This is a genomic window from Neobacillus sp. DZ-9, from assembly GCF_059587065.1.
The window spans coordinates 59,898-85,317 of sequence record NZ_JCAIOL010000013.1; the positions used below are offsets into that span (position 1 = coordinate 59,898).

Below are 25,420 nucleotides of genomic sequence, written 5' to 3' on the forward strand. Positions count from 1 at the left end.
TTTTATAGAAGTTTTTGAATCCTCTATGGTGTTGGCCATAGAGGAATTTTTTGATGTAGTTCTAATGGATGAGACTACCTCATCAAAATCCATTGGAACCGTCCCCGTGGCTATCGAAAATAGCTACTAAGCAACGCGGATGCTCCAGCTACAGCCAATATTAGTATGAGGGGATAAAGGGATGGAAGAAAGTAAAAAAGAGCAACTATGACCATTGATGACCAAATTCCTACGCACCAATGACAGGTTAACAGCATACCAATCCACTGCCGTAATCCCTTGCCCTTAAATTCAATAGTATTCATAAGTTGCCCATTGTCGTTGTATTCGGTAGTAATTATTAAAAATGGACTACGGATGAACGAGGTAATGGTGTCATACATGACTAAGCGGGTCAGCCGGAAGGTGGCCAATATTAATACAACAAAATCAATTAACGTCAGATCAAATATTTTGATTCAACTCCTCAACCAATGATTATTTATATTAAATTCAAAAATCTAAGGTTTGTTTGGACAAATTACTATTATTTAAAAATACATTATTGAATGATAGATTCTATTAAACTTTTTAATCATTTTTTAAAAACATAGTTGCTTGTACAAACCTTTTCTACGTATCTGAATTTACTATAAAGACCAAATGGGAAGGGGGTGAATCTTTTATGGCTAAAGTTCCTACAGAAGTCACGTGTTGCTATTACCCTGCGGATGGAAAACTTTTTATTGTATGCTCACCGCATGGAGAGCCTTGTCCATTATCGATCAATCGAGGCGGGGAAACGATTCTTAATGATTCTTCTATGACTACTACACAAGCCCATTGTGGCGATTGTCATCCGAAAAAAGCTCATCCAGCGGGAGAATAATTTGAAAAGGTAGGGCATGGATTTTTTCATGCCTTACCTTTAAGAGAACTGTCCCCATGGCGAATCTTAATGTTACTTTTCAAAAGCAAACAATTTAAGTTCCTCGGTATCAGGAGGAAGTATGACGAGCTTCTCAAATTTCATTCCAATTTTTTCGAGTAGACCTGAAGAGTGGTCATTATCCTTAGAGGTGATCGCCACTATTCGATTGAGTCCCAATTTTTCAATACCATACTCCAATGTAGCAGAGGCTGCTTCGTATCCATAGCCTTTAGATTGAAACTTCGATAAAAATGCAAAGCCAATATCAACATCTTCTAAAGAACCCCTTTTAATCAATCCGCAAATGCCAATTGGAATTCCTCCGTCTTTTAGCTCAGTTAAGAAAAGACCAAATCCTTTTTGAGTGTACATGTCCATTGGTCCTGTTAAAATATAGTTTTTAGCATCCTCTAGCGTTCTGACACCTTTATCTCCTATGAAACGGATCCAAGAAGGTTCGTTCAAAAGTTCAAGTATAAAGGGAGCATCATCAGGTGTTAACCAGCGAAGGATTAATCTTTCAGTTTCCATTACTTTCAATAAAATATACCTCCTAATTGGGTGCTGTTGATGGCAGCGTCTATCTATGTGATAGTCTGCCTTTTGTCTCCATTTGTAAAGCATAGAGGAATTTTTTAATGTCGATTCGGGTAGTTGTGGTGTTGTTTTTTCCTTCCAGTTCGAGCATTTTCATTCTTACTTGGGTGTAGTCAAACAATTTGGATGAGTAGTACTCAAATGTTGGGTTGGCATAATCGGTTAATCCCAGTGAAGCAAGATGCTCGAGCACCTGTTGAAGGATGCGGCGGATCCGTTGTTCCACAGCCTTGGCTTCTTTTCTTATCTCCTCCGGAGAGACGGATGAACCAAGCCTCTTTTTGGCCGCTTGCTCATACAGATCCTTCAAAGGCGGGATCTCCCGATGTCCCTCCATGTCCCATTGATGTAAAATTTCTAGAAGATCCAACAAATCCTTTTCACCGTTTTTGCCAACAATCCCAAGTTCAAGCAGGATGCTTTTGGCAGAGGACGGAAACAAAGGTTGTTTACTTGGGAGAGTGTTCTCAAACAGCCGCTCTTTTGTATTGTGCGTATTTAAAAAGCTTAATGACTTTTGAATGTTATGAAGTGATTTTTCCAGTAACAGATAGTCACTTACTTTCTTAATGACACTTACCACCTCAAGCCGGTTAATCGGCTTTGTGATATAATGCTCGACACCCAGGGAATACGCTTCGCTAATCATATCCTTCGTTTCGACTTGGGAGATCATGATGATTTTTCCACGAAAGGAGGGAGCAATTTCTCTGACTGTCTCAATCCCGTCCCTGATGGGCATGAGCAGGTCAATCATTAGAATATCAACTTCCTGTACATAGAGGGTATGGGCATCTACTTCAGACCCGTCGGCTGCTTCTCCCACAACCGAACCCAATCCCTCTTCTTCAATAATATTGGATAACATCCCTCTGATAGTGGGGGTATCATCGACAATAAAAAATTTCACCGTAAATCACCCCTTTCTCATTAAATTCACAACCGGAAGCTGAACTTCAAAGGTGGTTCCTTTTTCTTTTGAAGACTCAATCAGGTTAATTTTCCCATCAAGATCTTCAATGACATTTTTTGTGTAGGATAAACCAATTCCATTAGAAGCGATTCCTGCTTGGTCAAATTTCGTTGTAAAGCCAGGTTCAAAAATATACTCTTTATTTTTGTTAGAAATCCCGGTTCCATTATCCTTTATCGTTATTTTGACTAGGTCTTGAACCTTTTCAACCGTTACCCCAATCCGCCCTTCCTGATCGATGGCTTCCACAGCATTGGCGACAAGATTATTGATTAGGGAAAGGAGGATAAAAGTGCGGTACTCCGGATGTTCACCAGAAATTTTTACCGGAAAATCAATCGTTTTCCCGAGCAACTCACTATAATTTTTATTCGAGATGGTTGCAACAGAAATGATTTCCTGAATGTTCATAAAATCATCTAATTTTTCTTTGGCCATTAATTTGGACAAACCGGCATAGATACGTTGATTATCTTTTTTAATCTCGTGTAATTCACCGGCGATTTTCAGCATCGCTTGCGCTTGTTTCTGATTGTTTAGATCTTTTAAATCCCGGTAAATTGCATAGCAGGCACTGGTTAACTTCTCTGCATTTTTTGCTGATTTTTCCAATTGGAACATTTCTACATACAAATTTGAGACTAAAAGTAAAACCTCTTCGGTCCGCTTTCTTTGCTGCTCTTCAGCCAACCTTGTTTCCCGCACTAAGATAGTATTGAAAAAACCGAGGACAAAGAAGCTGCGGATGATCGCTACCCCTATAATAATCAAGAAGCTCGAGATTGTCATTTTCATATCGGTTGTAAAATGGCGAATAGTCATTTCGGTCACATTCCCCATTATTTCGAGCACCATGCCAAGCAGACCAATGAGAAGTGGATGATGATACAATTTCTTTACCTTGAAAATGTGGAAAAACATGCCGAAGACCATGTAATAAAAAAACACGGGAAAATGGATAGGGAAATCGAATGAGCCAACCTGAACTTTGTCCAGAATAATCCGAAAACAAACAACTGCACTTCCCGTTAAAAAGCCGGCTAAAACGGGATGGATTTTTCGTGACCATAACAAAATGAAGAAGAATACAGTTGTACTCATGCTGAATCTTAAATCAGCACCGCTTAAGAGGTAAAACTTTAGTTCTCCGGTAATGGGCACAGCAATCATCATAAATAAATACGCTAATATTTTATCGCGAATACAATCACTCCCTTTCTATCGTAAAAAAAATTTTATAAATTGTAAAAATATTTTTAATCCTTTTTGTAGTTTTTTGTAGTTTATCGTAGTACTACAGGTATGATGTAAATGTTGAAAACGATTACAAATCATATTCTACTATAATATTATCAAAAAACTTATCGATAGGAGAGAAGCGAGTGAAAAAAATTAGTTTAGCATGGCAAATTTTTATTGGTTTAATTCTTGGGATTATTGTGGGTGCCATTTTTTACGGAAATCCACATATTGAGGAGTTTTTACAGCCGATTGGAAACATCTTTTTACGATTAATTAAAATGATTGTCGTGCCGATTGTTATTTCATGCCTTGTTGTCGGTGTGGCCGGTACGGGCGATATGAAATCGTTAGGGAAGCTCGGCGGAAAAACGCTACTTTATTTTGAAATTATTACAACGATCGCAATTGTTGTTGGTTTATTAATTGCCAATGTTTTCCATCCAGGTACAGGCGTGGACCGTTCACAACTCGTTAAATCGGACATCAGCTCCTATGTAACGACTGAAAAAGCAACGGAGTCACACTCCCATATTGATACAATTGTGAATATCGTACCGACTAATGTGGTGCAGGCGTTCGCAAATGGGGACATGTTGGCCATTATTTTCTTCTCCGTAATGTTTGGACTTGGCGTTGCGGCAATCGGTGAAAAAGGAAAGCCGATTATCGCGTTTTTTAGGGGTACAGCTGATGCGATGTTCTATGTAACCAATCAAATTATGAAGATTGCTCCATTTGGGGTGTTTGCCTTAATTGGGGTTACGGTTTCAAAATTTGGGTTGGAATCATTAATACCGCTCGGAAAATTGGTTATGACCGTTTATGGCGCAATGATATTCTTTGTTATTGTGGTCCTTGGCATTGTTGCGAAAATAGCCGGCTATAATATTTTTAAGCTATTAGTTTACTTGAAAGACGAATTAATTTTAGGGTATTCCACAGCAAGTTCGGAAACCGTCCTTCCGAAAATTATGGAAAAAATGGAGCGAATCGGCTGTCCGAAAGGGATTACTTCATTCGTGATTCCGACTGGCTATTCCTTTAATCTCGATGGTTCAACCTTGTACCAGGCGATTGCAGCACTGTTCATCGCTCAAATGTATGGCATTCATATGAGCATTGGACAACAGATTACATTAGTCCTTATTTTAATGATTACCTCAAAAGGGATTGCAGGTGTCCCTGGTGTTTCAATTGTCGTCCTGCTTTCAACCTTAGGAAGTGTCGGTATTCCAGTCGAGGGCTTGGCGTTTATTTTAGGCGTAGACAGGCTGCTGGACATGGCCCGTACATGTGTAAACATTGTTGGTAACTCACTAGCTGCTATTGTTATCACAAAATGGGAAGGTCATAAAGTCAAAGACCACCTCGAAAAACAAGCTGCATAAGCGTTCATATTGGAAAAGGCACAACTAGTGAATAATAGCTAGTTGTGCCTTTTTGGTTTTTATAGACAAAATTTTGTTGATGGAGCAGAAAGAAACTGCAATTTATAGAGAGAAATACTATGATGACAAATTTCATCAAAAATAAGCAGATTTTGTCTTCATGAGCCCACCATGAGGACAAGTTCCATCAAAAATAAGCAGGATCTGTCTTCATGAGCCCTCCATGAGGACAAGTTCCATCAAAAATAAGCAGGATCTGTCTTCATGAGCCCACCATGAGGACAAGTTCCATCAAAAATAAGCAGATTCTGTCTTCATGGGCCCTCCATGCGGACAAGTTCCATTAAAAATAAGCAATTTCTGTTCACATGAGCCCTCTATGAAGGGTCTTGTTGTCCGCTTTCCTTTGGCCGTATGCACTGGCGAATCTTCCTGCTGGCTGGCTGGTTGACAAAATTGGTCCGAAGAAAATGCTTACAGGCGCCATTGGTTCCTGGTCGATTGTTTCTTTGTTAACCGCTTTTACAAACAGCTATTCAATTTTTTATACGCTACGTGTCTTACTGGGTATTTCGGAATCGCCGTTTTTCCCATCGGCTACAAAGGCAATCAATACTTGGTTTTCTAAAAAAGACCGCGGAACACCGCTTGCTATTGTCAATACTGGTTCCCAAATCGCGAACGGGATTGCTCCTCCATTATTAACGGCACTTATGCTTGCTTATTCTTGGAAGATCATGTTTGTGATCATTGGGGCAGCAGGGCTTGTTGTAATGGCTATTTGGTGGGCAGTGTATCGTAATCCTACTAAATTCGAACTTATTGAAATTAATAAAGATGAAGAAGAAGTTAAGGTGGACGCCGCTGAGAAGCAGATTGGCTGGGGCGGACTATTTAAATACAAATCTACTTGGTTTATGATCATTGGTAACTTTGGACTTGTTTATACAATGTGGACATTCTTAACATGGCTGCCTGGTTAAATGTGTCAGGTGTTACTGGTGCAATCACATTAATAACAATTGCTTATTTCGCTTCTTCTGTACCAACTGGTGTAATTTGGACGCTTGCGACTGACGTAGCACCGAAAAACATGGTAGCATCACTAGGTTCAATTCAAAATTTTGGTGGCTTTGTTGGAGCATCACTAGCACCAATCGTGACTGGCGCAATCGTACAGGCAACTGGATCGTTTGAATATGTCTTCCTTGTTGGAGCTGTTTTGCTTGTAGTTTCTGCTGTCAGCTATGGTATCTTCTTGAAAAAGCCGATTACGGTGAAATAGTATGGGGAAATGGTTGAAATCCTTCAATGAAAATAGAAAACCATCCTAGCTGTGGCAAGCAACAGGATGGCCTCAGAGAAATATAAATGAATATTACCCCTACTTGGCGGTAGGGATGAAGAGAGAAGTGTTCCTAGCACTTCTCTTTTATTATACTGTAAATTCATTTGGCAGACCATGGGGACGGTTTGTGTGGCATTTCTTTCGATAATTCCCACTTGGCATACTTAATGATTTATATTAAATAGCAAGGATGTCCTGTTTCAAGTGTCTGATACTTGATAGGGACATCCTTTTTTATTGAGTATTTCCTCTATGCTCATAGTTCAAGTGCTTTTTTCACCGCAGCAATTGCATGAATCGATGCTGTATCAAATAACGGAACCTTCGTATCCTCTTGTTTTATCAATAAACCAATTTCTGTACAGCCTAGGATAATTCCAGACGCGCCGTTTTCCGTTAGTGAGGTTATTACTTTTTTATAATCCGTTCTGGATGAATCTAAAACTTTCCCTAAACATAACTCATTATAGATAATGTCATTTACCATTTCCCGTTCGTGATCGTTAGGGACAATCACATTTATCCCATTTGCTTCTAACCGTGATTTGTAAAAATCCTGTTCCATTGTATACTTTGTTCCGAGCAGGCCAACCGTACTAATGTCACTCTTTTTAATTTGAGCGGCTGTTGCATCGGCAATATGAAGAATAGGGAGGGTGATTTTTTCTTGGATGAAATCGACTACTTTGTGCATCGTATTCGTGCAAATAACGATAAATTCAGCACCCGCTTTTTCTAATGATACGGCGGCTTCGGCTAAGATTTCTCCAGCTCTTTGCCAGTTACCCTCAGACTGACAGCGTTCAATTTCGGCAAAATCTACGCTATACATCAGACACTTTGCTGAATGGAGTCCACCTAATCTACTTTTCACCTCCTCGTTTATAATCCGATAATATTCAACTGAGGATTCCCAGCTCATACCGCCAATGAGACCAATCATTTTCATACCCTACACCCCAATTATCTTTATTAATCTAATCATAAACCGTATAGTGCATCATTTACAGGGCTAAGCATCGCATTAATTCGACATTCTTTTTTTGGGGGGTCTAATTATTCCGACTTGACCGATTGGATTAATACTATTATAGTAGTGTTTAATACATATAGAATATTTAAGGGGGAGTATCATGAATACCTTGCTGATTATCATTAATATAGTAGTTTTTCTACTGATTGTCTTAGGATTGTTCGCGATGCAGAAGAAGCATGTGTCTTTTTCTAAACGTGTTTTTGCTGCTCTAGGTTTGGGGATTGTTTTTGGGTTTATCATTCATTTCATTTATGGGACAACGTCGGATATTACGATAAAGTCTATCGATTGGTTTAATATCGTTGGAACAGGGTATGTGAAACTATTGCAAATGGTTGTTATGCCGCTTGTGTTTATTTCAATTGTCGGTGCGTTTACGAAATTAAAACTGACTAAAAATATCGGAAAAATCAGTTTTCTAGTTATTGGTATTCTTCTTGGTACCACTGCCATTTCTGCAGCGATCGGAATCGGTTCTGCGCTAGGATTTGGCCTTGAAGGAATTCATTTAAGTTCAGGAGAAGCAGAAGTAGCTCGAAATGCTATGTTGGAAGAAAAGGTTGTTGGTGTTAAAGATATGACGATTCCACAACAAATCGTCGAGTTACTTCCAAGTAATCCATTTCAAGATCTAACGGGTGCGCGTCCAACCTCTACCATCGCAGTGGTTATTTTTGCCGCGATTGTGGGTATGGCGTACCTCGGAGTAAAGAGAAAGGATCCTGAACACGGAGAATTTTTTGCTAAGATCATTGATACTTTTTATTCCATTATCATGCGGGTCGTAACCCTTATTCTTCGTTTAACGCCATATGGTGTACTTGCTTTAATTACAAAAGTGATGGCGACGAGTGATTATGAAGCAATCGCGAAATTAGGTAAGTTTGTCATTGCATCCTATGTGGCCTTAATCGCTATGTTTATCGTGCATCTGCTGCTTTTACTACTTGCAAAATTAAGTCCTGTAAATTATGTGAAAAAAGCATTGCCGGCATTAACATTTGCCTTTACTTCACGTACAAGTGCAGGAACATTACCATTAAATATAAAAACACAAACAAAAGACTTTGGTGTATCGGAAGGGATTGCGAACTTCGCTGCATCTTTCGGACTTTCCATCGGCCAAAACGGATGTGCTGGTATTTACCCTGCGATGTTAGCTGTTATGGTAGCGCCTGCTGCAGGCATCAATCCGGCTAGCCCATCCTTTATTATTACGCTTATCTTGGTAGTAGCTATTAGTTCCTTTGGCGTTGCCGGTGTTGGCGGCGGAGCGACTTTTGCCGCACTGATCGTTTTATCAGTATTAAACCTTCCAATTGCTATTGTTGGATTGCTGATCTCTGTTGAGCCATTAATTGATATGGGACGTACAGCTTTGAATGTCAGCGGAAGCATGACAGCGGGAGTACTGACTGGTAAGATCACAGGCGAATTGGAAAATGAGGTTTATCAAAAGACGAGAGCAATAGAGGCATAAATAGATGCAATGTGCCGGATAGCCTTAAAGGGGCTATCCATTTTTTTTACCGGCAGAAATTATCAAATATATTTTTTAATTTTTCAGAAAATGCTTGCGAATAAGTAGAATCTGGAGTAATCTATTTATATAGATATTGTATACAATAAAGTATTCCAAAAGAAATACAATCAAAGCCTTTTAGTAAGCTTTTTTATTTCTCATTCTGGGATTCTTAGTCGATGCTTATCATATTGAATTTTAAAAGAGAGGGCTACCGAAAAATGAATTCCAAGGAATTAGAAATTTACAAAAAGATTAAACAAGCGATTCTCCATCGAAAGCTCTTTCCAAATATGCAATTGGTTGAAAAGGAAATTGCTAATTCTTTTGGAGTTAGCCGAACTCCAGTCCGTAATGTACTACGGAGATTGTCCTATGAGCGGCTGGTAAAAATTATTGAGAATAAAGGTGCATTTGTTACCTGTTCTTCAAAAGAAGAAGCAAAAGAAGTATTTGACATGAGAAGAATTCTTGAGGCAGAGGCAGTTCGAAAAGCTTGTCGATTATATAACCAGGAACAGATTCGAGAACTTGAAAATTTGGTTCAAGAAGAATTAAGAGTAATTGAACAGAGAGACTACATTGAAGCTTTGCAAATGTCTGGAGATTTTCATTTGAAAATAGCAGAAATGGCGGGCAATTCTTATTTTTACCAGTATCTTGAGGATTTAATTTCGTTAACATATGTTATTATTTCCATTTATGGCAGGGGGAAAGAGAGAAATGGGACATGTTGTAACCATCTTGAAATCTTTCATGCGATAAAACAAAGAGATGAAGATTTAGCTGTAAAATTAACTATCGATCATCTGCAAGAAATTGAGTCGAATCTTCATTTTAGCGATATTCTTCCGCGCTACACATCATTTTCAGAACTTCTTTAGTAAATATAAATTTTTTTGGATTGATTGGAAACGCTTACCCCTTTTTAGGCAGTACTTATAAAAAGGTAGTTCACGCTGGATGTTCTTCTTCTCCTGCTATAGATCTTTTAGTAGGAGAGGATTTTACATATAAATTTATTAGGTGGTGATCGAACGTAATAGATCGGAATATCAATTTTATCTTTTTTTGTTCACTTGATGAAACACGGTTGCTCAATAAGCAACTTAATGTTGGTGCTAATATAAAAAACCATTATTCATGAATAGGAGGATTAAGAGATTTGAACTATGATTTGGTGATAAAAAATGGAAATGTTGTGTTGAAGAATTCTGTGGAACAGGTTGATATTGGTATTAAGAATGGAAAAATCATCGAAATATCCCCCAATATTACGGATACCTCAAAAGAAGTGGTTGATGCTTCTAATCAATTTGTTCTTCCAGGAATGATTGATACCCATGTTCATATTGGCGAGCCTGGGAGAACGGAATGGGAAGGCTTTGAAACAGGGACAAAGGCTTTGGCAGCAGGTGGAACGACCGCTTTTGTCGATATGCCTTTGAATGCACTTCCAGCTACTACTGATAAAGAGTCGTTAAGACTAAAATTACAATCTGCAGAAAACAAAGCCTATGTTGATTATGCACTATATGGGGGATTAGTTCCAGGAAACATCGATGATTTAAAAGATCTCTCTGATGAAGGTGTAGTAGCATATAAGTGTTTTATGGCGACATGCGGCACCGATGAAATTGGTGATTTCAAAAATGTGGATGACTACACGCTTTTCCAGGGAATGAGGAAATTGGCAGAATTAGGACATGTTCTCTCCATCCATGCGGAAAATGCAGAATTCACTGATAACTATGCGCTTGACAAAATCAAGCAGGGGAAGACAGCCATTCGAGATTATGTAGAGTCCAGACCAGTTATTGCCGAAGTGGATGCAGTAAGACGAGCTTTATTTTTAGCAAAAGAAACAGGATGTAAACTGCACTTTGTTCATATCAGCAGTAAACGTGCGGTAGAGGAAATTCTAAAAGCGCGTGAAGAAGGCCAAGATGTTACTTTAGAATCTTGTCCACACTATTTCACCCTTGATTTGGAGGCATTTGAAAAAATTGGATCCGTTGCTAAATGTGCACCTCCATTGCGTGAAAAGGCAGAACAGGATCAATTATGGGAAGCTCTTTTGGAAGGAAAAATTGATATGCTGACTTCCGATCATTCCCCATGTCCTCCTGAAATGAAGCAAAGCGATACAAATAATATTTTTGAAATCTGGGGAGGAATCAGCGGCTGCCAAAATAATGTTGATTTAATGTTTGATGAAGCGGTTAAAAAACGTAGGTTGTCTATAAATCGTTTTGCCCAGATGATCGCAGCCAACCCTGCTGAGAGATTTAATTTACCTCAAAAAGGAAGTATCGACTTCGGAAAAGATGCAGATATCATCCTCATCGATCCGAATCAAACCTATACTGTCCAGAAAGAAGACTTATATTATCGTCATCAGCAAAGCCCGTATATTGGCCGGACCATTAATTGCCGGGTGACGAAAACCTTTGTTAGGGGGCAGCTAGTATTCGAACTTGAAGAGGGAATAGTTGGAAAACCAATAGGTAAGTTTATTTCCGCCAACAGTAGTTTAGTAGAAATTTAATTTATCTTATCGAAACAACAAAACCGTCCCATAACAAGGATTTGCCCATGTGGTTCTCGCTTTGTTATGGGACCTGAGTTAGGTAAGGAGGATGTCAGTTGCTGGACCTCAAGCGAAAAATCAACGGTCAGAGAATATCTCAAAGAATTGATGAGTTGGGAAGGATTTCGAAATCATCAAAGGGTGTAACACGATTAGCCTTTACACAAGAGTTCCAAGAAGGGCAAAAGTTAGTTGAAAAATGGATGGTTGAGGCGGGCATGACGGTTCGCATTGATCACCTTAATAATATAATCGGCCGTTATGAGGGGATGAATCCGGAAGCACCTGCCATCCTAATTGGGTCACATCTCGATACTGTGATTGACGGTGGAAAATATGATGGAATGTTAGGGGTTATTTCCGGGATTGAAATCGTTCATGTCTTCTCCGAAAGCGGATACAGAATGGAAAATCCAATTGAGGTTATAGGATTTAGCGATGAAGAAGGAGTTCGATTCCATACAACTTTTTTAGGAAGTAAGACAATTGCCGGTACATTTAAAGAAGAGACTTTATATGCAATGGATGAAAAGGGAATTTCGTTAAGGGAAACATTAAAACAATTGGGATTGAAGCCTGTTCGATATCAAGAAGCCGCCTATCATCCAAATGACGTTCTATGTTATCTTGAGCTTCACATTGAACAGGGGCCTGTTCTAGAAGATTTAGGTCAACCGGTTGGGGTTGTAAAAGGTATTGCCGGTGCTTCCCGGTATACATTTAAAATAACTGGTTTTGCGGGACATGCCGGCACAGTTCCAATTCTACTAAGAAAAGATGCTCTTATAGGTGCATCCGAATTTATTCTTGAAATTGAAAAATTGGCTAAGGAGAATGCTCCTATTGTAGCAACCGTAGGAAATTTATCTGTTAATCCCGGGGCAAGTAATGTGATTCCAGGTGAAGTAACCGGTACATTAGATATTCGTGACACAGATATTAACAGGAAAGAGCGTGTTATAAAAGAAATCTTCCGTACTGCGCATGAAATTTGTGAAAAACGTCATTTGACTTTCGAGTATAAGAAAGTTATGGAAACAGCACCAGCCCTTTGTGATCAAGAAATGGAGGATGCCATTGAAGCTGCCATTCTATTAAATGGAATGAACCCGATTTCATTAGTCAGTGGTGCCGGGCATGATGCGGTGGCGATGGCTGACCTAACAAAGATAGGAATGATCTTTGTCCGTTGTAAGGGTGGGATCAGCCATAATCCAAAGGAATTCACCTCGGTTGAAGATATGGAAATAGGAACCATGGTTTTACTGGAATCTATTATTCAGTTAACCAGCAATCATAAAAACAAGATTAAGGAGAGTATAAGATGACAACTAAAACATTAAGTCCAGAAAAACAACAAATTATTGATTTTATTGATGAGCAACAAGAAAACTTAATTGGCTTTTTAAAAGGGCTTGTAGCGATTCCGTCTGATAACCCACCAGGTGACTGCCAAAAAATTGCAGAACATATTTTTGGGCGCCTAAAGGATTTTCAATTTGAAAATGTTTCAATCAATGAAGTAGAAGAAGAAAAAGTGAAAGCGGTTGGAATGATTAAGGTCTCCAATGTGGTGGGATTTCAAACGTTTGGAAACACTAAAGGTCCGGAAATCACTTTAAACTCTCATGGGGATGTGGTACCTCCTGGTCTTGGCTGGACGCAAGATCCTTATGGGGGCAATATTGTGGATGGAAAACTTTATGGCCGCGGCGCAGCTGTTTCAAAATCGGATATCGCCTCTTTTACATTCGCTACATTAGCCTTAAGGCAATTGAAAGAAACATTAAACGGAAAAATTTCATTGGCTTTTACGTTTGATGAAGAAACTGGCGGTGACATTGGACCAAAATGGCTGCTCGAGAAAGGGCTAATAAACCCTGATATGGCAATTTGTCCGGGATTTACATATTCCCTTGTCAATGCCCATAATGGCTGCCTGCATTTAGAAGTAAAATTAAAAGGCAAGTCTGCTCATGCTGCAGAGCCGCAATATGGACATGATGCCCTGGAAGCGATGACAGGTGTATTAAGTGCACTTTATGAATACAGAAAGGGTTTCTCGAAGATAAAATCCAATATTCCTAATGTTGGTTCTCCTAATCTAGTAGTTGGATTGATTTCAGGTGGTATTAATACGAATGTTGTTCCTGATACAGCTTCGATTCGTCTTGATAGACGATTAATTCCTGAAGAAAATCCACAGGCTGCAGAAGCTGAAATTCGGAATGTCATTGCCGAAGCACTTGAAAATTATCCAGGGGTGGAAGCAGAAGTTAATCAAATTATATTGGCACGCAGTTTTGGGCCTGTACCTGTCAATTCTCCATTGGTACAATCTTTCGCCGCAAATTGGTCAGAAATTATGGATGGAGAAGAGCTTCCAATAGTCGGTTCTCCGTTGTATACGGATGCTCGTCACTTCTATGAAGCAGATATTCCCGTAGTTTTATTTGGTGCTGGCCCTAGAACTTTATTGGAGGCAAATGGGCACCGTGCAGACGAGCATGTGAAAATAGATGATTTAATCAAAGCAACGAAAATTGTTGCACTATCATTATATGATCTCTTAAAGGAACAAAACTAAAAAATAAGAAAATAGCAGTTTCAACTTAAGCTGATTGAAAGAGGGTGTCCCAAAAAGTATATCTTTTAGGGGCACCCTCTTTTTTTTATTACTCTGAACCTTTTCTGTTGATTTTTTCCGTTCCAGGCGGTCAAATGTAGTACAAAAATAGGATAGAAATAGCAGATATTATTTCTGCTTTCCTATCCTTCTTTTTTTACTTTTGCTCTGTTAAATTTGGTTGTTGATTTCCGCTCCAGGCGCTCGCTTTCCGCGGGCGTGCCGGGGAGCCTCCTCGGCGCTTTTAGCGCCTGTGGGGTCTCCCTTGCCCCGTACTCCCGCAGGAGTCGAGCGCCTTCCACTCCAATCAACAGAGTATAAAAAACAACAATATCGTTTAACAGAGCCTTTACTTTAAAATGTGTGATATTAAACGCTATAGTCCAACGACCAAACCAAATGATATTGAGTTGCTAATTTAATTTTTTTCTATTGAAGCAACATTTATATTCTTGGAAAAAATGATTTCTTTTAGCATATCGACATTTTTATTTGAATATAAGTTAGGTTTTGTCACCCAGTAAAATTTTTGAGACATTTTATGTCCATTAATTCTCAAGACTTTTAAGGTTCCCTTTTGCACTTCGTTTTGTACAGCCGAGTAGAATACAATTCCTACTCCTAACCCATTTTCTACAGAGCTTTTCAGTGCCTCTGTATCTCCTATCTCCATCGAATTCGAGGGGGTAAATTCAATTCCAAGTCGTTTCAATGTATCCTCAGCAAGCTTATGAGAACCGATTTCCATAATAATGAAATTTGCTTCAAGCAGCTCTTTGATTCCTAATTCATGGTTTTTGGCCCAAGAGTGATCCGGTGAGATGATTAAAACAATCTCATCTTCAGCGAATGGTTCTGCTATCAGCAATTTCATTGGTATTTCCTCAACTATGAGTGCCACATCAATTTCATCATTTAAAAGTTTTTGAATAACTTCTTTCGATTTCCCAACCTTCACATGAATAACATTATCTACCATATTTTCCTTGCACAGGGATATTATTCTTGGAAGAAAATAAGTACCTATGGTTAAACTTGTACCAACTTTTATTGGGTTATTGCTAGTCTTTTGTTCTTCGGTTGCTAGGAATGATTGGTCATATAAAGAGAGAATTTTCTCCGCATAGGTTACTAATGTTTCGCCTGCAGGAGTCAATAATACATTCTTCGAGCGAATAAATAATGGTACATCGTACAACTTTTCTAGGTTTTTAATATGTTGACTAACAGCAGGCTGAGAAATATGTAATTTTTCTGCTACTCTAGAAAAATTCTTATCCTTAGCAAGGGTTAAAAAAATACGATACATATGCTCAATATCCATAGGATTCCCACTTTCTTATAACTATAAGCATAGACTTATAGGACACATAAAAAATCAGTATTTCCGGAAAAATCTAATTACAATTATAATTCAATTAAATGAATATTCAATTTATTTTTAAATTAATGGAGGAAAAAAAAGTGAAAATAATATTAAACCTAGTAATATTAGGTGCCATTTTGCTTATTTTTGGTTCCGATCATTCGGTCTTAGCAGCTTGTACCATAATGGGGGCAACTGGTACAGCGACCATTGGCAGGCGAGTGTTTTTGGCATCTACCAGTGATAATCCTTACCTCGAAGGTCCGAGAAAACCTGTATGTGTGACAATTCCAAAAGAGGGAGGATATAAATTTGTGCACACTCCCTGTCTTATTAAAGACACATCCGGAGAACTGATTAATATTGGTTCGGATAGGGGGATGAATGAAACAGGTTTTTCCTGGACTAGATCTTGGGTCGTGCCTAAAGAAATGGAAGATCCTTATAAACTAGATTCTGTTGATTGGTTTTTAAAAATGGGGGCAATGATTTCGACGGTCGATGAAGCAATTAAATTTGTTAAAGAGAATCCAAAAGGAATCGGTGCCCAGGGTAATTACCTTTTTGCGGATATTAATGGGAACATGGCTGTTGTAGAAGTTGGCTATAAGACTGTTACAGTGGCAGAAAAATTCACCATTAAAGACAATGGAATAGCAGCAAGAGCCAATAGGTGGGAAACTGATACGATGATACCCCTCGATGATAGCAAGAGAGGAAATTCCATTCATTTTGATTCTTCCGAATTCCGTTATCATCGAGCTATGAAACTCTTAAACGATAACGAATCCCAAATTGATTTAGAAACAATGAAAAAAATAATCAGTGATAGAACTCCTGATCCAAAAGCACCGCACGAAAAGTCTATTTCCAATCACGGACTTCTAAGCGGGACAGTAAGTACCGAGATTTATGATCCACTAAATCTTACTTTCTGGTATACATACGGCTGGCCAGATGGAGAAATTGATAATGTCGATTCAGTTATCTTTGGTGAAAATAAAAACTCCTGGGGCAATTGGATTCCTTTTGTACTAACTGAACTAAATGAGGAAGGCTATTATACTGATTGGGCTGGGAACATCACTCCAATAGGGGCTAGATATTTAGGAAGGTAAATATTTGATTTACCTTTATTTCACAAAAATGAAAGCGCTATATTTTACCCAAAATTATTAAACTACAGGAGGGATTTCATAATGAAAGAACCTAAAAAAATTGGAATGCTGACACCATCATCTAATACAGCTTTGGAGCCGATTTGCTCAAGAATACTGCATGATGTTCCGGAAGTAACTTGTCATTTTAGCCGTTTCGAAGTGACGAAAATTTCCCTTGAGCAGGATTCATTAAGTCAATTCAATATGGAAGCAATGCTTCGGGCTGCAGAATTACTGGCACATGCAGAGGTGGATGTTATTGCATGGAACGGAACATCAGGCGGTTGGATTGGTTTTGATGTAGACAGGCAGCTTTGCGAAGAGATTACGAAAAGAACTGGAATCCCAGCAACAACTTCAATGTTATCTCAACTTAGAGCATTCAAAGAGCATGATATTAAATCAGTACATCTTGTGACCCCTTATATTCCTGAAATTAATAGATTAATTGCTGAACAATATAAGAATTACTGTGGAATAGAAACTGTTAAAATTTCGGGACTCAATTTAACTCACAATCGTTCCTTTAGTTTGGTACCGCAGGAAAGAATCGAAGAACAAATTAAGGAAGTAACAGTTTCTTCCGCAGATGCTTTGAGTGTTGTTTGTACGAATTTTCCTCCAGTAGCTAAGGTTGAATATTATGAAGAAAAGTACAAACTGCCAATGTATGACACGATTAATGTGCTTATTTGGGAATGCTTAAAAATGGTAGATGTAGATCCATCCAAAGTAAAAGGTTGGGGAGAAGTGTTTTCAAGGGCAACAGTAAACAAATAAATATTAACAATGATGGGCATTCGACCTGTATGGGGGGGCTAGCTGGAACCCATATTTTGCGGGATATTTCAAGTGATAATGAAACTATCAAAATGAATCTGGAAATTAGTGTCGCTTTATAAAATAAAGGGGGATCTATTATGACAAATCCAGTACTTCAGCCAAATCAAGGAAGGCAGGCAAAACAAGGATATGACTTTTCAGGTGTGGAAGAAAGTCTACGACCAAATAGACCTGAAAAAAGAATACTCAATCCACTGAGTTTCGCGCTGATGTTCGCAGGGGACGGTGTAAGTCTAGGTAATATGGCTATAGGAACGGGTTTAGTTGTTGCTGGAACCGCAACAATGAATTTGCTGCAAACTATCGTTTCATTACTTATTGCAACTACTATTATCGCTGGTGCTTTTCTAATTAATGACGGTTTTGGCTATCGTGCGGGAGTACCCTATGTAATTCATTTAAGAATGGCTTTTGGTATGAAGGGTGCAATTATTTCGTCAATATTGAGAGGTATCCCTGCAATAGTTTGGTATGGGTTTCAGTCGTGGATTGGAGCAACTGGATTAAGCGAGATCATAAAGATTGCAACTGGAGGAAAAATTGATAGTATACCTATCAGTTTTGTAATTCTTGTGCTCATCCAAATTGTTTTATCTTTAAAAGGTTTCCACACAATTAAGTGGATGAACTCACTGATCGCAATAATACTTATGTCAGCATTTATTTATGCATTTGTAGTCGTTTTAAAAGACCATACTCCAGTCATTCATTCAACCTGGGTAGAAGCGAAAGGAACATGGGGAATCAAATTCTGGTCATTCACAATGGCATTCCTTGGGAACTATGCTGCGCTTTTCCTTAGTGCATCTGATTATTCACGTGAATTGAAAGCAGGAGTATCAGCTCCTAAGCGATTTCTCATGTATTTTACTCCGGTTACGGTCGCGTATCTTACGGTAATGAGTCTTGGAGTAATGCTTGCTTCTGCAACAGGCCTTGCCAACCCTGTTCAAGGGTTCGCAAAAATTGTAAACAATGATTTTATTACTTTCTTCGTCTCAGTTTTCATCGTTCTAGGTGCAGTTGGTGTTAACCTGATGGCAAACATTGTTCCGGCAGCATACATCATTCAATTGTTTACAAAAGTTAAGTATAAAGTTTCAGTAGTTATTGCAGGCTTGCTTGCATTGGTATCCTTCCCTTGGAAATTGATCCTGCCAGGTTCATCAGATGGATTGAGAATCTTTATCCTAACGTATTCTGCATTTTTAGCACCAATCACGGCTATATTAGTTGTGGACTATTTAATATTGCGCAAGCAAAAAGTGGATATTAGTGAATTGTACAATCCGAATGGTCAGTTTAGTGGGTTAAATATGGCCGCAGTTATCGCCATGATCATTGGCGCGGCTAGTGCATTTATCGTAGTTGATCTTAGTTGGCCAATTGGATTAGTTGTAGGTGGCATCTCCTACTACTTGTTGAATAAATTTGGATTTAAACAATCAGTATTTAAAAAAGGAACCATTTTTGACAAATAGACTTTAAGCTTAAAAGTGGAGCGATGTAGTCAAAATGTCTTATGTGATAATATCTTGAGCTGTACCCCCATTGTTAAAAACAACTAACAAAGGGTGGTGCAGTTTTTTATATCAAAATATCATACTTGATCGTTTGTTTATTAGCAGGTATTCCTATCGGCGGACAAAAAAAAATAAGAAAAATGCATTTTCAAATCAAGCTGAAAGAATAAGTAGTTTATTTTACCACTTACAGGCTGTCGAAAAACTTTCGATAGCCTTTTATTTATTTACTTTAATTATTCACCGCGCTAATTCGTTATAATATTATTAGTTTAGACTTTGGAACTTGTCTGGTGATTGGCGCTCCAGGCACTTCGCTTTCCGCGGGCGTGCCGGGGATCCTCCTCGGCGCTGAAGCGCCTGTGGGGTCTCCCCAGCCCCGTACTCCCGCAGGAGTCTTCGTGCCTTCCGCGCCAATCACCAGAGTGTTTTTCAATAAGGTCCTTTACTGAACTAATACATAATAAAGTGTGGTGAAATCAACAGGCCCAATTGCAGGGACAATCTATAAAATTGTTATTTTGATTCTGACAACATAAAAATTGCCGAGAAAAATACCCTTTCTCGACAATCTGCAAGTGGATTATTTTACCACTTATTTTTTTGGGAAATATTCTTTTAATTGATAAATTATTTGAAAATAGATAAAATTAAATGGAGTTACCTAATAAGCAACTTTAACAGTAAAGACATTAAAGAGGAGAATCAGTGTATCTAGAACAGCAAACTTCTATTTTATAAATTATTGCGATTGCAGGTTATGGTTCATTAAAAATATATGTTTATGAAAGAGTGGGATTCCAATGGTGCAGTCAGTGGACAGAGCATTGACCATTATTAAACTAATTAGTGCCAGGAAAGAAGGAATAGGAGTAACTGAACTAGCTGAAAAACTGGAATTAAATAAAAGTTCTATTTTTCGTTTACTCGCAACGTTAGTGGAAAATGGTTTCATTGAACAAGACATGGAAACGAAGAAATATAAATTGGGCTATATTTATTTGGAGATCGCCAACAAGTTATTAGATTCGATTGATATTCGTAAGGAGGCGGCCTCATATTTAAGGGAATTGGAAAGAATTTCAAATGAAGTGATTCATTTAGTCATCTATTCACAAAAGGAAGCTGTCTACATTGAAAAACTGGAGGGGAGTGAGACTTTAAGAATGCACTCCCAGGTAGGCAAGCGTGCCCCCATGCATTGTACGAGTGCGGGTAAGGTCATACTTGCAAACTTGCCGAATAGTGAAGTAATGGAAATTATTAAGCAAAAGGGTTTACCAAGGCACACCGAAAATACGATAATAACTACGGAAGAATTATTCGAAAATCTCAAAACTATCAAAAACCAAGGCTTCGGAATTGAAAGCGAAGAAAATGAACCGGGAATTACTTGTATAGCGGCACCAATCTTCAATCATCTTGGTGATGTTACTGGAGCAGTAAGTATATCAGGTACTTCTATGAGGATGAATGAGGAGAAAATTGATTTGATAAAGAATAAACTTATTGAGGTCGGAATGAAAATCTCTGAGCGACTTGGATACAAAAAATAATGGAACTTAAGAAGAATCAATCATGAGGACATACTATCAAAGGTATGTCTTTTTATCTTTATGAAGAAAAATAAAAATTATTGAAAAATTCAAAAATAAATATTGAAACTGTTTAGTAAAGATGTTATTTTTAGTTTAGAAAAAAAAATGTAAAACATCGTTTCTTAATATGCAACAATAGAAAGTGATGAATGGTTTTGATATAAAAAAGAATAAAGTGTCGACAGACGGCAGGATTGGAGAATGCTATGGATTCTTTCTCGATAGAAAAACCAGTGAGATATTATGATCAAGTCTATAATTCGATTAGAGAAATGATTGTTCAAGGGGTATTAAAACCTGGTGATAGTTTATTTGAGGCTAGAATAGCAAGAGAATTAAATATTAGTCGCAGCCCGGTTAGAGAAGCAGTCCGCGCATTGGAAAAAGAAGGATTATTGGTTATTGATGAAAAATCAAGAATAACAGTTTATAAACCAACCATGAAGGATATTGTGGATATATATGGATGCCGTATTGCCCTTGAGTCGTTAGCGGCGGGATTGACAACAAGGTTCGCAACTAGTCAGGAAATAGCAGAAATCGAAAATACAGTTGTAAATGCAAAGAAGTATCTTAATATGGATGGTGAACAAAATAGGCTTGCCCTAATTGAGGAAAATAGCCGATTTCATGATCTGATTACAAAATATAGTCAAAATAGAAGGTTAATGAAACAGCTTAGAGATTTAAAATCTTTAAGTCATTACTATAGAGTATTAAATTTCCAGGGTGAGAATCGAGAGAGGATTGTTTTTAACGAACATCAAGAAATCCTTGATCAAATTAAACGAAGAAATGAAGAAAATGCATCGTTAATGATGAAAAAGCATCTTGAAACAGACTTACTGCATTTAAGAGAGATTTTTGCCAAACAGCTAAATCTTAAAAAAACGGAATAGGTTCGGTTTTTTTAGGTTTACATACATAAAAGTTAACATTAGGAGGTGGATACATTAACTGTCGACAGACGACAAAAAAAGTTTCGGATGATTAACTGTCGACAGACGACAAAAGAAGGTACGAATAATCTACTATCGCCATTCGAAGGCACAAGAGTTACTGATGGTACTGTAAGCGGTACCACTGTCCTGTAATCTGTGTTTAAAATGTCAAACAAAAGTTACTTGCTAATTTAAAAACATCTTGTTAAGTCCCCAGGTGTGTTCCCCATTAATTGAAGGGGGTGATTCCTAAACATTGCTTTATCTTTTAAGTGAAACACATCGAACATCTTTATTTGAAAAAAGGGGGAATTTTTTTGGCAAAAGGTAACTTAAACCTAAATGTAGAAGAACCGCGTATTGAGTTAACGGCAAAGCCAACCAATATCCGTTGGCGAGTATTCTTTATGTTGCTTATGTTAGTTACGATTAACTATGTTGACCGAGCTGTATTATCTATCGCCATGCCAGCGATCCAAAAGGATTTAAATTTAGATCCAGCTATCGTAGGACTCATTCTTAGCTCCTTCTTTTGGGGATATGCCATCATGCAAATTCCATCAGGCTGGATTGCCGACAAATATCGCCCAGATAAAGTAGTATTTAGTGCTGCACTTGGATGGGGGATTGTCCAAGCATTGACAGGATTTATTTCAGGTGCGAAATCACTCTTTTTTCTTCGAGTTTTACTTGGGATTACAGAGGCCCCTGTTATGCCGGGGTGTTCGAAATTACAAGCGATTTGGCTTAGTTCAAAGGAAAGAGGCCGTGGGGCCACCATTATTGATAGCGGTGCACCACTTGGAACCGCAGTCGGAGGCCCTATTATTGTTGCCTTTATGGCATGGTTCGGAGGCTGGCGCGGTGCATTGATTGGTGCTGGTATCCTTACCATTATGGTTGCATATTGGGTATGGAAAATTATTAAAGGTGGACCGAATAGCAATCCAAAAGTGAATGAAGCAGAACGCGAATATATTCGACAAGCACTCGAGGAGGAGTACGAAGAGCATAAGCGTAATGCTACTGGAATGAAAATTGGCCCAAAAGACTACTTGAAGGCCCGCAATTTCTGGTGTATGTGTCTGGGCTGGTTTTCGTTTAACACTGTTTTCTATGGATTAATGACATGGGGTCCATCCTATCTAGCTGCAACACAAAATTTGGATATTAAGTCCATTGGATCATCCATTCTCATTATTTTCGGCTCTGGATTTGTCGGAGAACTTATTGGCGGCTGGATTACAGACAAGTGGCGTGAAAAAGGCGGCAATTATAATACGGTTATGAGAACGATGTTATCCATAGCCGGGGGTATGACTGCACTGTCCATTTTCTTCTTAAGTAGATCAACATCAGTAACAGAGGCGATTATCACCCTATCATTTGCGTTATTCTTCCTTCGTTGGGGCGGTTTATATTGGAGTGTTCCTGCTGCCATCTCACAACGCGAACATATTGGTACAGTCGGTGGATGTATGAACTTCGCAGGAAATATTGCGGGTGTTATAACACCAATTTATGTCGGTCTTATTGTATCCACAACAGGATCCTATTTCTTGGCATTAATGGTGTTTGTCTTTGCAGGTCTCCTTTTGGCAACGGTTTCAAGTTTAATTAATTACAATAAAAAAATTGGCAGTACCATCAGCAGTGAAAAATAAATCATTGAATTTACTAGGAGGATTTAACATGAAAGAACCTAAAAAAATAGGAATGCTTACTCCATCTTCTAACACGACTTTAGAGCCAATTTGCTCGAGAATGCTTTACAATGTTCCGGAAGTAACTTGCCACTATGGACGCTTTGAGGTTACGAAAATTTCACTTGAACAAGATGCTTTAAGTCAATTTAATTTTGAGCCAATGCTTCAAGCTGCAGAATTGTTAGCACATGCTGAAGTGGATGTCATTGCATGGAATGGTACATCAGGCGGATGGCTGGGATTCGATGTAGACCGTGAGCTTTGTGAAGCCATTACCAAAAGAACAGGTATTCCGGCAACTACTTCCATGTTGTCTCAAGTAAGGGCGTTTAAAGAGCACAATATTAAATCGGTACACCTTGTCTCTCCGTACATTCCTGAAATTAACGAAAAAATTGCAGAACAATACAAAAAGCATTGTAATGTTGAAACAATTAATATTTCAGGACTTTCTCAAACACATAATCGTTCTTTCAGCCAAGTAACACAAGAAAGGATTGAAGAGCAAATCCAATCCGTAGCCATAACACCGGCAGATGCATTAAGTGTCGTATGTACAAATTTCCCTGCCGTAAACAAAGTAGAATACTACGAAGAAAAATATAACTTGCCAATGTATGACACCATTAATGTCCTTTTGTGGGAATGTTTAAAGATGGTAGATATAGATCCTAAAGTGGTAAACGGATGGGGTAAAGTATTTTCAAGGGTAACGGTAAATAACTAATTCACTATAACGAGCATTCAACCTGTGGGGGGTTGTAATGCTCTCTTCATTTACATTTTTGAAAAAAAGGTATTCTGCATGATGATTAACGTCATCGATGACGCTCCATACATTTTACAGGACAGAAGATTTGCTGTCCCAACCCTTTATGTATGCAATTGTCAATGTGCAGCTGACTATTATTATACCATACATGTATTTCATTTAATATCAGATACATAGCGGCTAGTATTGGAATCTTCCGCGAATTGGAGGTTAGGTAGTGATTACTGTTACTTTTTACAAAAATGAACAACTTGTTTTAGGAGTCAAAACAAATAGGGGGATATTAGACACAGAGGCTGCAACCACAAAGTTTCCTTATATTAAAGATATTCCAAAAACAGTGCTTGAATTGATTACTGGTGGGGAACGTGCAAAACAAGGGCTGAAAAGGCTGGTTGAAAATTCCCAAATGGATGATGCGTTATTTTTAAAGGAAGATTCACTTAACTATGGACCTTGTGTACCTGAACCGCCAAAAATTATTTGTATCGGATTGAATTACAAAAAGCACGCAATCGAGTGTAATATGCCTTTTCCTCAGGTTCCGATTGTGTTTAGTAAATTTAATAATACGATTAATGCCCATGGAAAAGAGGTTATGATGCCTAACACATCTTCTGAAGTAGATTATGAGGCAGAATTAGCCATTGTTATTGGCCAACAGGCAAAAAATATTAAAACAGAGGCTGCACTGTCCATTGTGTATGGTTATTGTGCTGCAAATGATGTTTCTGCGCGTGATTTACAAAACAAAACTTCACAGTGGCTCCTTGGGAAATCAAGCGATGGATTCTGTCCAATTGGTCCCAACTTAGTTAGCAAAGAGGAAGTCGAAAATCCCAATAATTTAAGGATTACCTTATCCGTTAATGGAGAAATTCGCCAGGATTCCAATACTTCAGATATGATTTTTAATTGTGATGAACTAGTGAATTATGTTTCCCAATATATAACACTTCAACCAGGTGACATTATTCTAACGGGAACACCAGAAGGGGTCATTTTGGGGTATCCTGAAGACAAAAAGGTTTGGCTAAAAGATGGTGATGTAGTAACAATTGAAATTGAAAAACTCGGTAAATTAACAAATACTTTCAGACGAAAACAAAACAATGAATCCGTCCATGTTGATGTTATGAAAGTAAGTGGAACCATTTAAGCGAAATAGGAAATAGAAATTGAAATTGAAAAATGTGAAAATTTCTAAAAACATATTGAAAGTGATTGCTTTGAATGGTATGATTTCCTTAATAAAATAATTTTGAAACGTCGTTTCCTA

23 protein-coding genes are annotated in these 25,420 nt (G+C 38.2%); 17 read left to right on the top strand and 6 right to left on the bottom strand.

Features of this window, described 5'->3' with window-relative positions:
* Positions 1–110: 110 nt before the first annotated feature.
* Positions 111–413, bottom strand: a complete 303-nt coding sequence (locus tag AC59HZ_RS26680) for a DUF1360 domain-containing protein (protein ID WP_496548793.1) — start codon at positions 411–413, stop codon at positions 111–113.
* 251 nt (positions 414–664) lie between these two features.
* Between AC59HZ_RS26680 and AC59HZ_RS26685 the strand changes: the two genes are divergently transcribed.
* A complete protein-coding gene (locus AC59HZ_RS26685; protein WP_496548794.1) occupies positions 665–868 on the top strand; it encodes a hypothetical protein in 204 nt (67 codons plus the stop codon).
* A gap of 72 nt (positions 869–940) precedes the next feature.
* Here AC59HZ_RS26685 and AC59HZ_RS26690 read toward each other — a convergent pair whose 3' ends face one another.
* From AC59HZ_RS26690 to AC59HZ_RS26700, 3 genes are read right to left on the bottom strand one after another with little or no spacing between them, the layout of a single operon-like run.
* Positions 941–1,450 (bottom strand): GNAT family N-acetyltransferase, encoded by a 510-nt coding sequence (locus tag AC59HZ_RS26690; protein ID WP_496548795.1) that lies wholly within the window; start codon positions 1,448–1,450, stop codon positions 941–943.
* Positions 1,451–1,490: 40 nt separating this feature from the next.
* A complete protein-coding gene (locus AC59HZ_RS26695) occupies positions 1,491–2,417 on the bottom strand; it encodes a response regulator (protein ID WP_496548796.1) in 927 nt (308 codons plus the stop codon).
* 6 nt (positions 2,418–2,423) lie between these two features.
* Positions 2,424–3,653 (bottom strand): sensor histidine kinase, encoded by a 1,230-nt coding sequence (locus AC59HZ_RS26700; protein WP_496548797.1) that lies wholly within the window; start codon positions 3,651–3,653, stop codon positions 2,424–2,426.
* 209 nt (positions 3,654–3,862) lie between these two features.
* Here AC59HZ_RS26700 and AC59HZ_RS26705 point away from each other — a divergent pair, with 209 nt between their 5' ends.
* The 3 genes from AC59HZ_RS26705 (at position 3,863) to AC59HZ_RS26715 (ending at position 6,395) form a co-directional block, all read left to right on the top strand.
* On the top strand, positions 3,863–5,110 hold the full coding sequence (locus AC59HZ_RS26705; protein ID WP_496548798.1) for a cation:dicarboxylate symporter family transporter: 1,248 nt from the start codon (positions 3,863–3,865) through the stop codon (positions 5,108–5,110).
* 392 nt (positions 5,111–5,502) lie between these two features.
* Complete coding sequence (locus AC59HZ_RS26710) at positions 5,503–6,093, top strand: MFS transporter (RefSeq protein WP_496548799.1); 591 nt, start codon at positions 5,503–5,505, stop codon at positions 6,091–6,093.
* Positions 6,078–6,395 carry a hypothetical protein gene (locus tag AC59HZ_RS26715; RefSeq protein WP_496548800.1) on the top strand — a complete coding sequence of 106 codons (318 nt, stop codon included), beginning with the start codon at positions 6,078–6,080 and terminating at the stop codon, positions 6,393–6,395. The genes AC59HZ_RS26710 and AC59HZ_RS26715 overlap by 16 nt, the downstream gene beginning before the upstream one ends.
* Positions 6,396–6,714: 319 nt before the next feature.
* Here the strand turns inward: AC59HZ_RS26715 and AC59HZ_RS26720 are convergent, their stop codons facing one another.
* Positions 6,715–7,407: an aspartate/glutamate racemase family protein gene (locus AC59HZ_RS26720; RefSeq protein ID WP_496548801.1), complete on the bottom strand. Its 693-nt coding sequence runs from the start codon at positions 7,405–7,407 to the stop codon at positions 6,715–6,717.
* Between the two features lie 184 nt (positions 7,408–7,591).
* Between AC59HZ_RS26720 and AC59HZ_RS26725 the strand changes: the two genes are divergently transcribed.
* The 5 genes from AC59HZ_RS26725 to AC59HZ_RS26745 all read left to right on the top strand — a co-directional run bounded on the left by AC59HZ_RS26725 (position 7,592) and on the right by AC59HZ_RS26745 (position 14,193).
* Positions 7,592–8,974 carry an L-cystine transporter gene (locus tag AC59HZ_RS26725; RefSeq protein ID WP_496548802.1) on the top strand — a complete coding sequence of 461 codons (1,383 nt, stop codon included), beginning with the start codon at positions 7,592–7,594 and terminating at the stop codon, positions 8,972–8,974.
* A 221-nt stretch (positions 8,975–9,195) separates the two neighbouring features.
* Positions 9,196–9,900, top strand: a complete 705-nt coding sequence (locus tag AC59HZ_RS26730; RefSeq protein WP_496548803.1) for a GntR family transcriptional regulator — start codon at positions 9,196–9,198, stop codon at positions 9,898–9,900.
* Between the two features lie 281 nt (positions 9,901–10,181).
* A complete protein-coding gene (gene allB, locus AC59HZ_RS26735) occupies positions 10,182–11,564 on the top strand; it encodes an allantoinase AllB (RefSeq protein WP_496548804.1) in 1,383 nt (460 codons plus the stop codon).
* Positions 11,565–11,662: 98 nt separating this feature from the next.
* Positions 11,663–12,934, top strand: a complete 1,272-nt coding sequence (locus AC59HZ_RS26740; protein ID WP_496548805.1) for an allantoate amidohydrolase — start codon at positions 11,663–11,665, stop codon at positions 12,932–12,934.
* The gene (locus tag AC59HZ_RS26745; RefSeq protein ID WP_496548806.1) at positions 12,931–14,193 is read left to right on the top strand and encodes an ArgE/DapE family deacylase; all 1,263 of its coding nucleotides are present in this window, start codon (positions 12,931–12,933) and stop codon (positions 14,191–14,193) included. The genes AC59HZ_RS26740 and AC59HZ_RS26745 overlap by 4 nt, the downstream gene beginning before the upstream one ends.
* Before the next feature lie 457 nt (positions 14,194–14,650).
* Here the strand turns inward: AC59HZ_RS26745 and AC59HZ_RS26750 are convergent, their stop codons facing one another.
* On the bottom strand, positions 14,651–15,556 hold the full coding sequence (locus AC59HZ_RS26750) for a LysR substrate-binding domain-containing protein (RefSeq protein ID WP_496548807.1): 906 nt from the start codon (positions 15,554–15,556) through the stop codon (positions 14,651–14,653).
* Positions 15,557–15,696: 140 nt separating this feature from the next.
* Here AC59HZ_RS26750 and AC59HZ_RS26755 point away from each other — a divergent pair, with 140 nt between their 5' ends.
* From AC59HZ_RS26755 to AC59HZ_RS26790, 8 genes are all read left to right on the top strand, one after another.
* Positions 15,697–16,716, top strand: a complete 1,020-nt coding sequence (locus AC59HZ_RS26755) for a carcinine hydrolase/isopenicillin-N N-acyltransferase family protein (protein ID WP_496548808.1) — start codon at positions 15,697–15,699, stop codon at positions 16,714–16,716.
* Between the two features lie 81 nt (positions 16,717–16,797).
* Positions 16,798–17,538: a maleate cis-trans isomerase family protein gene (locus AC59HZ_RS26760; protein ID WP_496548809.1), complete on the top strand. Its 741-nt coding sequence runs from the start codon at positions 16,798–16,800 to the stop codon at positions 17,536–17,538.
* A 140-nt stretch (positions 17,539–17,678) separates the two neighbouring features.
* Positions 17,679–19,082: an NCS1 family transporter gene (locus AC59HZ_RS26765; RefSeq protein ID WP_496548810.1), complete on the top strand. Its 1,404-nt coding sequence runs from the start codon at positions 17,679–17,681 to the stop codon at positions 19,080–19,082.
* Between the two features lie 845 nt (positions 19,083–19,927).
* Entirely contained in the window at positions 19,928–20,680 is a 753-nt protein-coding gene (locus tag AC59HZ_RS26770) for an IclR family transcriptional regulator (protein WP_496548811.1), read from the top strand.
* A gap of 275 nt (positions 20,681–20,955) precedes the next feature.
* Positions 20,956–21,621, top strand: a complete 666-nt coding sequence (locus AC59HZ_RS26775) for a GntR family transcriptional regulator (RefSeq protein ID WP_496548812.1) — start codon at positions 20,956–20,958, stop codon at positions 21,619–21,621.
* Between the two features lie 359 nt (positions 21,622–21,980).
* Positions 21,981–23,327, top strand: a complete 1,347-nt coding sequence (locus AC59HZ_RS26780) for an MFS transporter (RefSeq protein WP_496548813.1) — start codon at positions 21,981–21,983, stop codon at positions 23,325–23,327.
* Positions 23,328–23,355: 28 nt separating this feature from the next.
* Positions 23,356–24,096 (top strand): maleate cis-trans isomerase family protein, encoded by a 741-nt coding sequence (locus AC59HZ_RS26785; RefSeq protein ID WP_496548814.1) that lies wholly within the window; start codon positions 23,356–23,358, stop codon positions 24,094–24,096.
* 262 nt (positions 24,097–24,358) lie between these two features.
* Positions 24,359–25,300, top strand: a complete 942-nt coding sequence (locus AC59HZ_RS26790) for a fumarylacetoacetate hydrolase family protein (protein ID WP_496548815.1) — start codon at positions 24,359–24,361, stop codon at positions 25,298–25,300.
* Positions 25,301–25,420 lie beyond the last annotated feature (120 nt).

Coding starts and splice junctions, on each gene's coding strand:
- AC59HZ_RS26685 (WP_496548794.1), top strand. CDS start 665: ATGGCTAAAGTTCCTACAGAAGTCACGTGTTGCTATTACCCTGCGGAT.
- AC59HZ_RS26700 (WP_496548797.1), bottom strand. CDS start 3,653: ATGATGATTGCTGTGCCCATTACCGGAGAACTAAAGTTTTACCTCTTA.
- AC59HZ_RS26715 (WP_496548800.1), top strand. CDS start 6,078: ATGGCTGCCTGGTTAAATGTGTCAGGTGTTACTGGTGCAATCACATTA.
- AC59HZ_RS26720 (WP_496548801.1), bottom strand. CDS start 7,407: ATGAAAATGATTGGTCTCATTGGCGGTATGAGCTGGGAATCCTCAGTT.
- AC59HZ_RS26725 (WP_496548802.1), top strand. CDS start 7,592: ATGAATACCTTGCTGATTATCATTAATATAGTAGTTTTTCTACTGATT.
- AC59HZ_RS26730 (WP_496548803.1), top strand. CDS start 9,196: ATGCTTATCATATTGAATTTTAAAAGAGAGGGCTACCGAAAAATGAAT.
- AC59HZ_RS26745 (WP_496548806.1), top strand. CDS start 12,931: ATGACAACTAAAACATTAAGTCCAGAAAAACAACAAATTATTGATTTT.
- AC59HZ_RS26750 (WP_496548807.1), bottom strand. CDS start 15,556: ATGGATATTGAGCATATGTATCGTATTTTTTTAACCCTTGCTAAGGAT.
- AC59HZ_RS26760 (WP_496548809.1), top strand. CDS start 16,798: ATGAAAGAACCTAAAAAAATTGGAATGCTGACACCATCATCTAATACA.
- AC59HZ_RS26765 (WP_496548810.1), top strand. CDS start 17,679: ATGACAAATCCAGTACTTCAGCCAAATCAAGGAAGGCAGGCAAAACAA.
- AC59HZ_RS26770 (WP_496548811.1), top strand. CDS start 19,928: ATGGTGCAGTCAGTGGACAGAGCATTGACCATTATTAAACTAATTAGT.
- AC59HZ_RS26785 (WP_496548814.1), top strand. CDS start 23,356: ATGAAAGAACCTAAAAAAATAGGAATGCTTACTCCATCTTCTAACACG.